The sequence below is a fragment of the Humidesulfovibrio idahonensis genome (assembly GCF_054657715.1).
In genome coordinates this window covers 1,642,235-1,657,146 of sequence record NZ_BAAHYE010000003.1, presented here as the reverse complement: position 1 = coordinate 1,657,146, position 14,912 = coordinate 1,642,235, and the positions used below count along the sequence as shown (strand labels likewise).

The window sequence follows — 14,912 nt, the reverse complement described above, 5'->3', positions numbered from 1 at the left end:
TATGGGTTGCGGCGGGAGAATAGGCAATAATCGAGATGATGTAAATATTGAGGACACGACGAAGTCACGCTAAGTCCTCAACATTTTACGAACAGAAGGAAAAGGGGGAAGGAGACGTCTAGCCCAGGGTTTCGCGCTCGCGGAAGCCTATGAGGTAGAGGATGGCGTCGAGGCCAAGGGTGGAGATGCTCTGGCGCGCGCCGGCCTTGACCTTGGGCTTGGCGTGGAAGGCGATGCCCAGGCCGGCCAGGCCGAGCATGGGCAGATCGTTGGCGCCGTCGCCCACGGCGGCCACCTGCTGCAGGCTGATGCCCTCGCGCTCGGCCAAGCGGCGCAGCAATTCGGCCTTGCGCGCGCCGTCCACAATGGGTCCGATGACCCGGCCCGTAAGCAGGCCGTCTTTGACCTCAAGCTTGTTGGCGTAGACGTAGTCGATGCCGAGAAGCTGCTTGAGCCGCTCGCCGAAGTAGGTGAACCCGCCGGAGATGATGGCGATCTTGAAGCCCAGGCGCTTCAGGTTGCTGATGAGCCGCTCCGCGCCCTCGGTCAGGGGCAGGTTCTGGGCCACATCCTCCAGCACGCCCGCGTCCAGGCCCTTGAGCAGCGAGAGGCGGCGACGCAGGCTTTCCTTGAAGTCGTACTCACCGCGCATGGCTCCGGCGGTGATGGCGCTCACCTGCTCGCCCACGCCGTAGCGTTTGGCCAGCTCGTCGATGACCTCCACCTGGATGAGGGTGGAGTCCATGTCGAAGGCCACCAGGCGCCGGTTGCGGCGGAACACGTTGTCCTCCTGCAGGGCCACGTCCACGCCCATTTCGGCGGAGATGTCCATGAACTCCTTGCGGATGGCGGTCCAGTCCGTGGCCGTACCGCGCACGGAGAACTCCACGCAGGCCGGACGCACGCCGCCGGGCTCGGCCAAGGAAACGCGGCCCGAGAGGCGGTTGATGATGTCGATGTTGAGCCCATGCCCGGCCAAAGCGCCGGTGATGCGCGAAATATGCGCGGCCTCCAGCCTGCGGGCCAGCAGGGTGACGATGTGCCGGGGCCGACCCTGCACGGACACCCAGGTTTCGTAGCGCTCCGGGCTGATGGGCGTGAGCTTGAGCGTGATGCCAAGCTCGTGGGCCTTGAAGAGCAGATCCTTCAGCACCGGCGCGGCCTGCGATTCATCGGGCAGCGCCACCAGCATGCCCAGGGTGAGATGGTCGTGGATGACCACCTGGCCGATGTCGAGGATATCCACCCCGCAGGCGGCCAGAACCCCGGTGAGCATCGAGGTGATGCCGGGGCGGTCTTCGCCCGTGGCGTGGATGAGAATGATTTCGCGCATGTGGCTGGCCCCTCGTGCTGAAGTGGGCGCATCCTCGCACAATTCGCCCTGCGGCTCAAGGGCAGGGATCAATAGCCTATTGACTAATAATTGTCATACGTCTATTATGCGCCCATCACAACAAACACGGGGCGCGCCCCTGGAGGATGTATGCGGGACAACAGCGATGTGCGGTGCGGCGACTGCGAGCATTTCACCGATGACGGCTGCGAGGAGGCGGCCGAGGCCCTGGTGCTGGAGGGCTGGCCCAGGGCCAGCGTGTGCCCGGAGGACTCGGCGGACGCCTCGCGCTGCCCGGAGTTCTCTTTGGCCGAAACCTTCGCCCTGGCCGTGGACGAGGACAGATCCGCCCACGAGGCCCAGGCCCGCGTGGCGGCCATAAAAAACTTCATGTCCTGGTAGGGCGTTTCTTCCCCGCCCTTGCGCAGGCGCAGCCCATTGCCTGGGGCGCGCCGCAAAGGGCCGCCGCGGCCCGGCTTGGTTCCTCCGCCCGCCCCTCGGGCATGCGATCTCGGCGTTTGACCTCCGCCGCGTGGTCGCCATGGAACCGGCCGGGCCGCGCATACCCGATAGTTGTCACATGGCAATATGCGGACGAAAGCGGATGCTCACGCTGACACCGGCGGCGCGGCTGGACAGGGTCAACTCGCCGCCAAGCTGGGTGCGCACAAGACCGAACATGAGCTTCATGCCCAGGCTGCGCGCCCGCTCCGGCACAAAGCCCTCCGGCAAACCCGGGCCATCGTCGCGCACCTCGATGCACACCTGCCCGTCTTCCTCGCGCCAGGCGCGCAGATACACGCGGCCGGACTGGCCCCCGCGCCGGCCATGCTTGAACACGTTGGCCAAAATCTCGTTCAAGGCCAATCCCAGGGGCGCGGCCTGCTCCAGCCCCAGCACCAGGCCGTCCAGCATCACCTTCATGGAAAGCTCCATGCCGCCGGAATATATCTCGCGCAGCTGGCGGAACAGGGCCTGGACGTAGCGCTCCAGGTCTATGCCGCCTGCGCTGGCGCCCGCGCTGCCCGTGCCGTGCAGTTGGGCGTGCACCAGGCTCATGGCCAGCACCTTGGCGCGCACCTCCTCCATGCTGCGGCGCGCCTGCGCCTCGGGCAGCCTGCGCCCGGCCATGTCCAAAAGCGATGAGACCACCTGGAGATTGTTTTTGACGCGATGGTGCACCTCGCGCAGCAGGGCCTCCTTTTCCCGCAAAGAGGCGCGGATGCGCTCCTCGTCGCGGCGGCCGCGCAATATGCGCCACATGCCGTCCATCAAAAGCGAGACCTGCAGACTGTCGTCCGTGGTGTAGTCCTGCTTCTTGCCCTTGAGCCCAAGAATCGCGGCGGGCTTGTCGCCATCCAATGCGGGCACGCCGAGAAAACGCTCCACCGGCACGTGCCCGGCGGGGATCTGCCGGGCGAAAAGGCTGAAGTCGTTCAGCACCAGCGGCTGGCGGGTGGCATGGACCACGGCCCAAGGGGAGTTGCCCGTGGTGGAGAAGGTTTTGGGCGGCGCATCGCCCGCGCCGCCGCGCCAAGCCATGGGCAAAAGCTCCGCGCCAGCGGCGTCGGCAAAGAACAGCACGCCCCCGGAGCTGTCCGTCAGGCGCAGGGCCTCGCGCAGGGTGAAGCCCGCCATCTGCGCCTCCGTGGCCGTGGTGAGGCGGGACAGCTCGAACAGGGCCTCGAACCGGGCCTGGTTGCGCCGCAGCTCCGCCTCCAGGTGCTTGCGCTCGGAAAGGTCCACGGCCGTGCACACAAGCCCTTCAAAGCCGCCGCTCTCGTCCAGAATGGGCGAGGCGCTCATGTGCACGGGCAGAAGGGCGCCGTCCTTGCGCTTGAACTCATAATCCGCGGAGCCGGCCAGACCCAGCCGGTGCTCCTGCATGCGCTCCAGGGCCAGCTGCCGCTGCTGCGAATCCAGAATGTCCGACGGTTGCAGCTCGCGCAGCTCGGACACGGAATAGCCGAGCATGGCGGCCATGTGCTCGTTGGCAAAGATGGTGCGCTGGTCGCGGTCCAAGGCCCAAACGCCCTCGTGCATGGATTCGAGCAGCATGCGCGCCATGCGCTCGCTCTTGCGCAACGCCCCCTCGGCGCGGATGCGCGCCACGGCCAGGGCGAACAGCGAGGCGACCCGCTCCAGATACTGCCGGGCCTCGCCCCCCGCCTCCGGACGAATGTCCAGGGCGATGATGCGTCCCACTTCCTCTCCCGCGTGGTACACGGCCAGGGAAAGCGCTCCTTCGGACGGGACCGCGGAAACGGGGTGCCCGTCCGCGCCATGGAGCAGCCCGGACTCCGGGTCCCTGTAGGCGGCAAGCACATGCCCCGCCCCGGTGAGCTGCTCGGCGCAGGCGGCGGCCAGCACCTGGGTTTGCGCCAGCTCCTCGCACTCCAAAAGCCCCTTGGCCAGGCGGCTCAGCAAGGCCTCCACACGCTCCAGGCGCTTGCGCGGGCGGATGTCGCGCGTGGTGCCGCAATAGCCCACCACGGCGCCGTCCGCATTGCGCATGGGCCGCGCCAAGATCTCTATGGGAATGGTTTCGCCCTTGCCGTCGTACAAATCGAGGGTCAGCCACAGCGGGGAGCTTTCGCCGGCAAGGGCCCCCCCTTCGCTCCAACACTCCACCCCGTGCATGATGGCCGTGAGGGATTCCGGCGGAAAGCTCTCGATGAGGGTGCGCGTGAGCAGACGCTCCAGCGGAATGCCCAGAAGCGTCTCGGCCGAGGGGCTCAGATAGGTCCACCGCAGGGTGGCGTCCAAGGCCCAGACCACGTCGACCAGATTCTCGGAAAGCAGCTTATGGCGCTGGTTCGACTCGCGCAGGGCGTCCTCGAGCAGACGGCGCTCGGTGTTGTCGAGGAGCACGGCCTGCAGCACGACGGGCCGCCCCTCCGCATCGTTGAGCAGGGAGCCGCGCAGAAGAATCCAGCGCCGCTCGCCCTTGGCGTCGAAAATCTCGAACTCATACTCCGGCCGCAGCACGCCCCGGCCGTGTTCCTCATGCCATTGCGCAAGCCGCTCCCGGTATTCCGGCGCAACGCGCTCCCACAACGCCGCGGGCGACTCGTAAAAGACGGAGGGGTCGTAGCCGAACAGCCGCTTCATGCCCGGGCTGACATATTCGAAGACGCCGAAGTGGATGTTGAAGCGCACCAAGGCCTGGTGCGTCCAGCTTTCCGCCAGTTCCCTGTACCGGGCCTCGTTTTCCTGCAGCGCGCGGGCCGCCAACTTCTGGTCGGTTATGTCGCGGAAGGTGAACTGCACCACGAGGTCCTGCCCAGGCAGGCGCGGCCGCAGCATGCCCAGTTGATGGATCCAGCGGTGCCCGCCATTCTTGTGCACCAGCTCAAACTCATACCCGGGCTCCAGCACGCCGCGTTTGATGTCCGCAATCCAGCCCCAGGCCCGTTCACGCCACTGGGGCGCGACCACGCGCATGCCGAGCCCGGGGTCGTCATAGAACTCCTGGGGCTTGTAGCCCATGACCCGCTCCATGCTCGGGCTCACATACTCGTGCCGCCCGGCATCGAGGTTGACGGCCAGCAGCACCTGGTCCGGCCAAGCCTCGATGAGCTGGCGGAAAAAATCCGTGCTGCCGTGCAGCTCTTGTTGGGCCTCGCGCAGCTCGGTCATGTCCGTGGCCACGCCCTGCACCCGCAGCCCCCTGCCGCCGGGCAAGGGCGCCTTGACCTGCCGCTGGCGGAACCAGCGCAGCCTGCCGGTCTTGTCCACAACCTGAAACTCGTACTCCTCGTCCACCTTGCCCTGGGCCAAATCCGCCAGCCAACCCCGCACCTTGTCGCGCCAGGCCGGTGCGATGCAGCGCAGCACGATGCTCGCGTCGTTGTAGAAGTCCTGCGGCGTCAGACCGAAGAGCTCCTCCACCAGGGGGCTCACATACTCGTAGCGGCCCTCGGGGAAGCACAATGAAAAGAAGATGTCGCGGGAGTTGTCGGCCAAAATCCCAAGCCACACGTCGCGCAGAGCCGCCGACGCGGCGAGCGCCTTGCGCGGACGGCGGCGGCGGCCGGTGCGGGATGCGGATGTGCTCATGACCCTTCCTGTGGGCATTTTGCCCGTAGCGCTTGGCTACCGCACTTTGCCCCGGAATGCATCCTCGGCGCGAGGCGAAATAAATCACACAAAAAACTTGACACCTCCCTGTGGCGCGGATAAAAGAACCTTCCTTCGGGGGCCGTTAACTCAGTTGGTAGAGTATATCACTTTTAATGATAGAGTCGATGGTTCGAGTCCATCACGGCCCACCAAAGCATTGTCCGTCCCCATCGTCTAGTGGCCTAGGACACTGGCCTCTCACGCCGGCAACAGGGGTTCGAACCCCCTTGGGGACGCCAGCAGATTCAGGCGCTCAGGAGCACATCCTGGGCGCCTTTTTCTTTTGCGCACCCCGTGCCGCTTCCGCTCACGGAACACCCCAAGCAGCGCGCGGCCTCTGCCCCGTGCCGGGGCCGAAATTCCTCGCAAACGTCCTGCGGGCGCTCAAGCACGCCTAGCCGCGCCTTGCGCCTCAAGACGCCACCGGCGCGCCGAAAGGCGGCACAGGCAGAAGCAAACAGTGCCGGACCGGCCAACCGCCTAGAATTTCACGCCAAAGCCGCCGCCTGCGGCAGAGGAAACACAAGCCGGAAACGCGCGCCGCCCATGTCGCCGCCGTCCGCCGTCAGCTCGCCGCCAAGCTGCCGCACTAGGCTGGCCACCAGCGTCATGCCCAGCGTCGGCGTGGCCATGACGTCGAAGTCCGGCGGCAGGCCGGGGCCGTTGTCCTCCACCTCCAGAATGACCGCGCCCTCCTGCTGGTGCAGGGCCACGCGCAGGTGCCCGCCGCCGGTCTTGCCAGGGCCGGGCCGGAAGGCGTGCTTCACCGCGTTCATCACCAGCTCGTTCAAGGCCAGGCCGCAGGGAATGGAATGCGTCACCGGCAGCCGCACCTCGTCCAGCTCAAACTGCGCGCAAACGGGTATGTCCGCCCCGGCGAGCACCCGGCCCACCAGGCGCGACACGTACTCGCGCATGCCCACGGAGGACAGGTCCACGGCCTTGTATAATTCCTCGTGCACCAGGGCCATGGCCTGAATGCGCTTCTGGCTCTCGGCGAAGAGCTCCCGGTCCTCCGGCGTGCTCACGTACTCCATTTGCAAAAACAGCAGGCTGCTGATGATCTGCATGTTGTTCTTGACCCGGTGGTGGATCTCTTTGAGCAGAATCTCCTTTTCATGCAGCGAGCGGCGCACGTCCTGCTCCGCGGTCATGCGCCCCACAACCTGCCAGCAGGCGTCCATGAGCAGCGAAAACTGCATCACGTCCGCCTCCGTATACTCGCCGTCCTTGTTGGCCACCCCGGCCACGGCCACAATCTGCCCGCCGCCGAACACCGGCACGCTCATGAAGCGCGAGAGCGGCACATGCCCCTCCGGGTAGCCGCACTTCTGGGGATGCGGGGCCTGAAAGTCGTTGAGCACAATGGGCTTGCGCTGGCGGATCACCTCGCCCCACACGCCGGTCTCGTCCAGGTCGTAGCGTTGCGAGGCGTTGCGCACCGCGCAGGCCTGCATGGCCCCCCGGGACCAGGTGTTGAGCACAAACTCCCGGCGTTCCTCGCTGTAGTGATAGATGTAGCCGTAGCGGCTTTCCGTCAGCTTCAAGACCTCCGCCAGGCAGAAGTCGAGAAACTCCTGCACGGAGTCGCAGGAGTGCTGCAGCACGCGCACCAGGCATTGCAGCCGGGCCATGTTGCGCCGCACCTCCGCCTCCGCCTGCACGCGGCGGCTTATGTCCAGGCCGTACAGATTCACGCAGCCTTCGCCCACCAGGGGCCGGGCCACAAAGGCGTAGGTGCGGCCCTGGCATTCCGTCTCGAAACGCTGCACCTGCCCGGTGGCGAAGGCGCTGCGCAGGGGTTCGGTGTATTGCGCCGGCAAACGCTGGCCCAGGGCGCCGCCCACTTGGGCCAAGAAGTCCGCGCTGGCCGGATTGGCGCTGACGAGAGCGCCCTCGGCCGTCACGCGCATGACCGGGTTCGGGTTCTCCTCCGGAAAGCGCGCCTGGCTCCTGGCCTCGCACTCGGCAACCCAGGCCTTGGCGTAGGTTTGCGCCAGGTTTTCCTGCATGTCGTTCACGGCCAGGCATAAAACGTCCAGCTCGTCGCCGGCCCATTTTTTGTCCAGCCGCAGCTTGGGCAGGCGCATTCCCGGCTGGGCCAGGTCCAAGGCCTGGAAGTGCCGGGCCGCAGCGGAAAGATGCCGGGAAACCATGCCCCGGGTGAGCAGGAACACGGCCAGCGAAACAAGCAGCACCAGCCCGGCGCTGAAGGCCAGGGAAACCAGAGCCACGTCCAGGGCCTGGCCGCGGGCCTTGGCCATGTCCACTTGGAGCAGCAGCTGGCCCACGCGCAGCACTTGGCCGTCCTGCCTGCGCACCAGCTCCGAGGTGCTCGTCAACGCGTCCGCGCTCTGGCGCGCGCCGCTTTCCACCACCACGCGGTCGTGCTCCAGCACCGCGGCGTAGCTGATGGCCGAGGTGCTGCGGATGCCCTGCAACTGCGACTCGAGGTGCTCGGCGTCGAACTCCCACAGGCTGTTCGCCAGCGTGGGGGCCATGGCCTGCTCGATGCCGGCCATGAGCTGGGCCGAAGAATTCAGGACCGCGCGGTACTCCCACCCGGCGCGCGCGCCGGCGAACAGCAGCATGGACAGCGCGCAGACCAGGAGGATGCGGCGCAGCAGGCGCAGGGAGAGGGGCGCGCCGATGTGCGGCGGCGAAGGGTTCACGGCCGTGCCCGGAGACCGGACCGCCCCGGACGCGCCGAAAGGGCCGGACAAGAACGGCGGCAAAGGGCCAGAAGCCGGGGAGAAACGGCCTTGGATGGGAGCATGGTCGTTGTATACCTGGGGATGCGGAGTTTGGGCAAGGTGTTTGGCTCCTTGCGCGCCGGAAAAGAATCTTGCGCCGCGCACGTCACGGCATGCAGATGTCCAAAAAGTGCTTTTGTCTGGAGCGGTTCCACAGCTCGGGCCGGCGCAGGTGGGCCATGAACAGCTCCACGCTGTTGCCGCGGCCGAAGTGGAAGCACGGCGCGCACTCCTCGAGCTCCCAGCAGTCGCGCGTGGCCTTGAGCACGGCGGCATGACAGTCGGGCACGTTCAGGATGGAGTCGTGCAGGAAGCGGCCCCGCTGGCGCGAGCCCACGTTGATGGTGCGCACGCCGTAGATGGGCGCCTCGCGCACGCCGGCGCTGGAGTTGCCGATGATGAAGCGCGCGTTCTGCATGAGCCGCAGGAAGAACTCGAAGCGCATGGACGGGAACATGCGGAAACGCGGGTTGCCCGCGAGCCTTTCGTAGGCCTTGTGAATATGCTCGCTGCCGGCGTCGTTGTTGGGCGCAATGACCACGTAGCTGTGCCCGGAGTCGAGCAGGGCCTGCACGAAGTCGTTGGCGCGCGCGGCCTGCAGCTCCGGCTCGGTGGTCACGGGATGGTACAGGGCCACGGCGTACTGCGGAAAGGCGATGTCGTAGCGCGCGCGCACGGCGTCCAGGTCCGGCAGATCCGGCGAGAGCATGATGTCGATGTCCGGCGAGCCGATGACGAACACGGCCTCCGGCTGCTCGCCCATCTGGATCAGGCGGTGGCTGGCTTCCTCGTTGGCCACGAAGTGCACGTGGGCCAGCTTGGTCACGCTGTGGCGGATCATCTCGTCGATGGTGCCGCTGCGCTCGCCGCCTTCTATGTGGGCCACAAGGATGTTGCGGAACGCGCCCACGATGGCCCCGGCCAGGGCCTCCAGGCGGTCGCCGTGCACCACGATCATGTCCGGCGGATTGTCGGCCACATAGCGGCCCAGGGCCTGCACCGTGTTCGCCAGCACCAGGTCCATGGCCTCGCCGCCAAGCTGGTTCATGGCCGTGAACACGTTGGTGAAGCCCTCGCGCTCGATTTGGCGGTAGGTGTTGCCGTACTTGGCGAGCAGATGCATGCCCGTGACGAAGATGCGGCACTCGAAGTCCTCGCTGGCCTCCACCGCGCGCATGAGCGGCTTCAGCTTGCCGAAGTCGGCCCGGGTGCCGGTGAGAAAGAGGACGTTCCGCTTAACCGGCATGGACCATGTCCCAGGCGAGCTGCGTGTTCACGTCGATGTCGCGCGCGGCGGTGCGGCCCAGCAGCGACTCGAAGTGCTCGGCCAGAATCTCGCCGGTGCCGGGGCGCTTGACCCACAGATTGGCCTTGGTGAAGGCCTCGCCTTTTTTCACCGGGGCGATGGTGACGCAGGAGGCGTAGGCGAAGTCGATGGTCACCTGTTCCTCGGGCAGCACGGCCTTGGTGCCGCCCAGGGCCTTGTGGATGAGTTTGGAGCCTTCGATGAGCTGACGCATCTCCTCCGGGTCCATGGAAAGCGAAACGTCCGGGCCGGGCCAGCTCTTGTCGGAGGTGTAGTGCCGCTCCAGCATGCTGGCGCCCAGGGCCGCCGCGCCCAGGCAGGGGTAGATGGTCAGGGTGTGGTCGGAGAGGCCCACCACGGCGTCGGGGAATTCGCGCATCAGCTGCTGCATGGCGCCCAGGCGCACCTTCTCCGGCGGGGTGGGGTACATGCTGGTGGTGTGCATGAGCCCGAAGGGCACCTTGCGCGCGCGCAGAATCTCCACGCTCTTGGCCACGCTCTCCATGCTGTTCATGCCGGTGGACAATATCACCGGCTTGCCGAAGCTGGCGATGTGGTCCACCAGCGGGTAGTTGTTGCACTCGCCGCTGCCGATCTTGTAGCCGCACACGCCCATGGCCTCCAAACGGTCGGCGGCGGCGCGGGAGAACGGCGTGGAAAGATAGATCATGCCCAGGCTCTCCACCAGGGCCATGAGCCTGCGCTCGTCGGCCTCGGAGAGCTGGCAGCGCTCCATGATCTCGTAGATGGAGACGTCGGCGTTGCCCGGAATGACCTTCTTGGCCTGCGGGCTCATCTCGTCCTCCACCACGTGGCACTGGAACTTCACGCACTCGCAGCCCACGGCTGCGGCGTCGCGCACCATGCGTTCGGCCTTGGCGAAGTCGCCTTCGTGGTTGATGCCTATTTCGGCGATGACGAGGGGAGGAAATTCCGGGCCGATGCGGCGTCCGGCCAAAGAGATCTCGGGCATGCGGGGCTCCTTTCGCGCTTCGATGAGCGTGGGCGGACGATAGTGAAAAGGTGGCGAAGAATCAAGGCGGCAGGCGCCCGAGGCGGCGGCGCAGGTTCCGGCGCGGAGCCCAGCCCGGCCCCCTCTCAGCCTTCCGCGCCGCCCGCGCCGATGCGCTTCAAAATCTTCTGCAAACTCACGCGCTCAATGCCGCTGATGCGCGCGGCCTCGGAGATGTTGCCGCCGGTGGTCTCCAGCACCTGCTCCACGTAGCGGCGGGTGAAGCTCTCCAGCACATGGGCCTTGGCGTCCTTGTAGGGGGCCAGGGGCTCCGGCTGCACGCAGCCGTTCTGGCCGGGCAGGCCGCCCTCGGCCTGGCGCAGGTGGTTCATCTCTATCTGCGCGCCGGGGCAGAACACGGCCAGCCTGCGCACGAAGTTCTGCAGCTCGCGCACGTTGCCGCGCCAGGGGCGCTCCGCCAGGCAGACCATGGCTTCCGGGCTCAGAGCCTTGGGGGCCAGGCGCATCTCATTGCACGCCTGGACGAGGAAATGCGCGGCCAGCAGGGGAATGTCCTCCCTGCGCTCGCGCAGGGGCGGCGGGGTGATGGTCAGCACGTTCAGGCGGTAGAAGAGGTCCTGGCGGAACTGCCCGCTGTTGATGCGCGCCTCCAGGTCCTGGTTGGTGCTGGCGAGGATGCGCACGTCCACCTTGATGGTGTCGCTGGAGCCCACGGGCCGCACCTCGCGCTCCTGCAGCACGCGCAGCAGCTTGGTCTGCACGGCCATGGGGATGTCGCCGATTTCGTCCAGCAGGATGCTGCCGCCGGAAGCCGAGACGAACAGGCCCCGCCGGGACTTTTCCGCGCCGGTGAAGGCGCCCTTCACGTGGCCGAAGAGCTCGCTTTCGAGCAAATGCTCGGGAATGGCCGGACAGTTCACGGTGACGAAGGGCTGGCCCACGCGCGGGCTCAAGCGGTGGATGCTGCCCGCCACAAGCTCCTTGCCCGTGCCGGACTCGCCCCGGATGAGCACGGTGTAGTCCGAGGCGGCCACGGCGGTCATGGATTCCTTGAGCCGCCGCATGGCCGGGCCTTCGCCCACCAGGGTGCGCGAGAGCTCGGAGCGGCTGGCGACCTCGCGCAGGCTGCGGTTCTCGCCCAGCAGGCGGTCGCGCTCCAGGCCCTTGGCCACGGCGCGGAACAGCTCGCCCCGCTCGATGGGCTTGGTGAGAAAATCATAGGCCCCGGCCTTGAGCGCGGCCACGGCGGACTCCACGCTGCCGTGCCCGGTGAGCATGATGACCGTGAGGTTGGGTTCCAGCTCCAGGGCCTGGCGCAGCAGTTCCTGGCCGTCCATGCCGGGCATGCGCAGGTCCGTGAGCATGAGCCCCACTGGCCCCGCGGCCAAGCGCTCCAGGGCTTCGGCCCCGTTCTTGGCCACAAGGGTCTCCACGTCCGGAAAGCCCGTGGCCACCAGCCGGGCCAAACCCAGGGCGAAATCCGGCTCGTCGTCCACCAGCAGAATGCGTTGCTTCATGATCTTGGCGCTCCTCTCTTGTCCGCTTCCGGTCCTGTCCGGCCCGCGCTCTTGTCTGGTCGTTCCGCTTGCCGCGGCGCTGTGCCGGCCCGCGCCTTCATGCTCCCTGCGCCCGATACTGGCCCCACGCCGGGGAAACAGACGGGCAGGCCTCTGGGCAGACCTATAGACAAACAGGCGGGCAGACAGGCGCGCGGCAAAGCGCGGAACACGGCCGGCAGCACCGGCAGCCCGGTCCGGCGCCCTGCGTCACTCCGCCGCATCGCGTCCTCCCCCAGGCGCGGCTTCTCCACCGGATTCGCCCGCTCGGTCTGCTCCGTCCGCTCCGGCGGGCTCTGCCAGGGGCAGCAGCACCCGGAAGACCGCGCCGCCGCCAGGGGCGTTCTCCACCTCCACGCTGCCGTCCAAATCGCGCACCAAGCTGTAGACCACAGCCAGACCGAGGCCCGTGCCCTTGCCCACCTCCTTGGTGGTAAAGAAGGGGTCGAACACGCGGTCCAGATGTTCCGGGGCTATGCCCGGCCCGTTGTCGGTTATGGTCAGCAGCGCGTGGCCCGGCTGCGCGGCGAGGCGCACCTGAACGCGGCCTTCCTCCCTGTTTTCCGCCCTGCTGTCCGGCCGGCCCGCCACCGCGTCCAGGGCGTTCATGACGAGATTGGTCAGGATGTGCTCCAAGGCGTCGGACCCGGCGCGCACCAGAGGCAGGCCGGGTTCGGCCTCCAAGGTCAGGCTCGCCGGGCTGCTCTTGCCGCGCGGCCGCAGCACCTCCACCGTCGCCGCGGCCACGGCGGCAAGGTCGCTCGGGCCGCTCTGCGCGGGCCTGGGCCGGGCGAAGTCGAGCAGGTCGCGCACCACGCGCCGGGCCTGGTCCGTGTGGCGGATGATGATCTCAAGGTCGGCCTGGGCCTGCGGCTCCGGCTGCGAGGCCTGCAGCAGCTCGGCGTAGCAGCGGATGACGCCCAGGGGGTTGTTGATCTCGTGCGCGAGGCCCGCGGCCAGCTGGCCCACGGCCACGATGCGCTCATTGCGGCGCATCTGGCCCTCCATGCGCCGCTCGGCGGTCACCTCGCGCAAAGAGGCCACATGCCGCCGCCCGCCGCCGGATTCGGCAACGGGGTACAGGCTGGCCTCGAAAATGCGCCCGTCGGGCAGTTCGAATTCGCCGCTGCCGCCGCTGGCGGCCACTTGGCCAAGCAGGGCGAGCAGACCGTGGAACCGTGCGCCGGGCTTGCCCGCGGCCAAACCGGCGGCCAGATCGCGGGCCGGGCTGTTGGCCAGCAGCACGGAGCCGCCCGCGTCGAGCAGCAAAAGCGGGTCGGCTATGCCCTCGAAAATGGACGAAAGCATGGCGTTCTGCCGCAGCAGGCTGTCCAGGGCCTCCAGGTTCTCCATGGCGATGCCCAGCTGCTGGCCGATGGCCCGGGCCAGGTCGGCCAGGCGGCCGCTGCTCTCCTGGTCCGCATCCCAGTAGAGGATGAGCAGGCCCCGGCTGGTGCCGGAGGTCTGCACCGGAATGAACCAGGCCTGGGGGGTCAGGCGCGGCTCCCCGGCGGAAACGAGATCGTGCCAGTCCTCGGGCAGGTCGATCCGCGCCTCCGGGTCCGGCCAGCTGGCGTAGTCCGTGGCCGCCAGCACGCAAACATACCCGGCGCGGCTGGCGCCGAAGCGCTGGGCCGTGAGCGAAAGGGCCGCGGGCAGCATCTGCTGCTTGGTCTGGCTCTCGTTCAGGCTGTTCAGCAGGGCCACGAACAAGGCCACGTCGGCGCGGCGCTCGTCGGCCAGACGGGTGATGGCCGCCGTGCGCGCCGCCACCTTGTCCTCCAGGGTCGCGGCGTACTCGGTGAGGTCGAGCCTGGCTTGGCGCAAGTGCGCCGCAAAGAGCTCAAAGCCGTGCAGAATACCCTCGATCTCGTCGTCGCGGTGCAGGGGCTCCTGGGCGTGCTTGGCCTCCTCGGGGAAGAAGCGGTGCATCATGCCCGTAACCCGGCGCAGGCTCTGCACCACCAGACGGTGGAAAAAGCCCTGGATGGTGAGGAACAGCACCAGGATGCCGGCGGCGAACAGCATGGCGAAGGAAAGGGTGGCCTCGCGGATGCCGCCCAGGTCGCGCTGCACCTTAAGCCGCACCAGGTCGATGCCCGCCAGATCGCCCACCTTGCGGCCAAAGCCGCGCGTGGCGCCGTAGCGCTCAATGAGTTCGCGCGGGGCCTCGGCCGGGTCGCCGTGGCAGTGCAGGCAGCCTTCGTCAAAACGCTGGGAGCGCACGGTGACGAAGTAGCGCTCGCCCTTGAACTCGGCGAACTCCTCCAGACGCGTCAAACCCGGGTCGGCTTCAAACCGCTCGATGTAGGCCCGCTCGCGCTCGTCGGCCTCGTAGTCCGGGTTGCGCGCGCCCACGCCCACGCGGCGATAGGTGAAGGCCTCGCGCGCGAGGTTCTGGTCGCTCATCACGCCGCGGGTGATGTAGGAGGTGCTCATGGCCTCCAGCACGAACTGGTCGTCGGGCAGCAGGCGGTACATGGCCGGGCGCAGGCTGGCGCGCACGTAGCCCTGGATGGCCTCCACCTGCGAGAGGATGAGCGCGGCCTTCTCCCGCGCCTCGCCCTCCATGAGCCGCTCCAGGTGCAGGTTGAGGGCCAGGGCGAAGAAGCCCACCATGAGGACCATGACCAGGCCGAGTCCGGCCAGGAACTTTGATTGCAGGCTGTGCGGCATGATGCTGCGCATGATGGCGGCCCCCGTGTTCGGGCCTGTGTACCCGGCCCGGGGCGGGATGGCAACGCCCGGCTGCACCCCTGCCTCCGGCGGGAAACGGCATGCCAACGCGAGGATGCACCTGGCTATGCTTCGGCATTGCGAGAAAACGGCGCAATGCGCCCGGCCCAGGGCACAGGCTGCGCGCGCCCCC

8 protein-coding genes and 2 tRNA genes are annotated in these 14,912 nt (G+C 67.6%); 3 read left to right on the top strand and 7 right to left on the bottom strand.

All coding sequences use genetic code 11. The annotated features are described in order from the left end of the window. Positions 1-118 precede the first annotated feature (118 nt). Complete coding sequence (serB, locus tag ACYQ4W_RS13710) at positions 119-1,333, bottom strand: phosphoserine phosphatase SerB (RefSeq protein ID WP_459857683.1); 1,215 nt, start codon at positions 1,331-1,333, stop codon at positions 119-121. A gap of 150 nt (positions 1,334-1,483) precedes the next feature. Here serB and ACYQ4W_RS13705 point away from each other — a divergent pair, with 150 nt between their 5' ends. Next, positions 1,484-1,735 carry a hypothetical protein gene (locus tag ACYQ4W_RS13705; RefSeq protein ID WP_459857680.1) on the top strand — a complete coding sequence of 84 codons (252 nt, stop codon included), beginning with the start codon at positions 1,484-1,486 and terminating at the stop codon, positions 1,733-1,735. A gap of 174 nt (positions 1,736-1,909) precedes the next feature. Here the strand turns inward: ACYQ4W_RS13705 and ACYQ4W_RS13700 are convergent, their stop codons facing one another. Further along, complete coding sequence (locus tag ACYQ4W_RS13700) at positions 1,910-5,392, bottom strand: PAS domain-containing sensor histidine kinase (protein WP_459857678.1); 3,483 nt, start codon at positions 5,390-5,392, stop codon at positions 1,910-1,912. 139 nt (positions 5,393-5,531) lie between these two features. On the opposite strand from ACYQ4W_RS13700, the gene ACYQ4W_RS13695 reads away from it, so the two are divergent. Together ACYQ4W_RS13695 and ACYQ4W_RS13690 are read left to right on the top strand one after the other, a co-directional pair. Then, positions 5,532-5,607: transfer RNA gene (locus tag ACYQ4W_RS13695), tRNA-Lys, on the top strand. Positions 5,608-5,618: 11 nt separating this feature from the next. Then, a tRNA-Glu gene (locus tag ACYQ4W_RS13690) sits at positions 5,619-5,694 on the top strand. A 249-nt stretch (positions 5,695-5,943) separates the two neighbouring features. Here the strand turns inward: ACYQ4W_RS13690 and ACYQ4W_RS13685 are convergent. From ACYQ4W_RS13685 to ACYQ4W_RS13665, 5 genes are all read right to left on the bottom strand, one after another. After that, the gene (locus ACYQ4W_RS13685) at positions 5,944-8,127 is read right to left on the bottom strand and encodes a GAF domain-containing protein (protein WP_459857675.1); all 2,184 of its coding nucleotides are present in this window, start codon (positions 8,125-8,127) and stop codon (positions 5,944-5,946) included. A 187-nt stretch (positions 8,128-8,314) separates the two neighbouring features. Next, entirely contained in the window at positions 8,315-9,454 is a 1,140-nt protein-coding gene (gene neuC, locus ACYQ4W_RS13680) for a UDP-N-acetylglucosamine 2-epimerase (RefSeq protein ID WP_459857673.1), read from the bottom strand. Then, a complete protein-coding gene (locus tag ACYQ4W_RS13675) occupies positions 9,444-10,487 on the bottom strand; it encodes an N-acetylneuraminate synthase family protein (protein ID WP_459857671.1) in 1,044 nt (347 codons plus the stop codon). Before ACYQ4W_RS13675 ends, neuC begins: the two co-directional genes overlap by 11 nt. A 125-nt stretch (positions 10,488-10,612) precedes the next feature. Further along, positions 10,613-12,004, bottom strand: a complete 1,392-nt coding sequence (locus ACYQ4W_RS13670) for a sigma-54-dependent transcriptional regulator (protein ID WP_459857668.1) — start codon at positions 12,002-12,004, stop codon at positions 10,613-10,615. Between the two features lie 249 nt (positions 12,005-12,253). Beyond that, the gene (locus ACYQ4W_RS13665; RefSeq protein ID WP_459857666.1) at positions 12,254-14,731 is read right to left on the bottom strand and encodes a c-type heme family protein; all 2,478 of its coding nucleotides are present in this window, start codon (positions 14,729-14,731) and stop codon (positions 12,254-12,256) included. Positions 14,732-14,912 lie beyond the last annotated feature (181 nt).

Coding starts and splice junctions, on each gene's coding strand:
- serB (WP_459857683.1), bottom strand. CDS start 1,333: ATGCGCGAAATCATTCTCATCCACGCCACGGGCGAAGACCGCCCCGGC.
- ACYQ4W_RS13705 (WP_459857680.1), top strand. CDS start 1,484: ATGCGGGACAACAGCGATGTGCGGTGCGGCGACTGCGAGCATTTCACC.
- ACYQ4W_RS13700 (WP_459857678.1), bottom strand. CDS start 5,392: ATGAGCACATCCGCATCCCGCACCGGCCGCCGCCGCCGTCCGCGCAAG.
- neuC (WP_459857673.1), bottom strand. CDS start 9,454: ATGCCGGTTAAGCGGAACGTCCTCTTTCTCACCGGCACCCGGGCCGAC.
- ACYQ4W_RS13675 (WP_459857671.1), bottom strand. CDS start 10,487: ATGCCCGAGATCTCTTTGGCCGGACGCCGCATCGGCCCGGAATTTCCT.
- ACYQ4W_RS13670 (WP_459857668.1), bottom strand. CDS start 12,004: ATGAAGCAACGCATTCTGCTGGTGGACGACGAGCCGGATTTCGCCCTG.
- ACYQ4W_RS13665 (WP_459857666.1), bottom strand. CDS start 14,731: ATGCGCAGCATCATGCCGCACAGCCTGCAATCAAAGTTCCTGGCCGGA.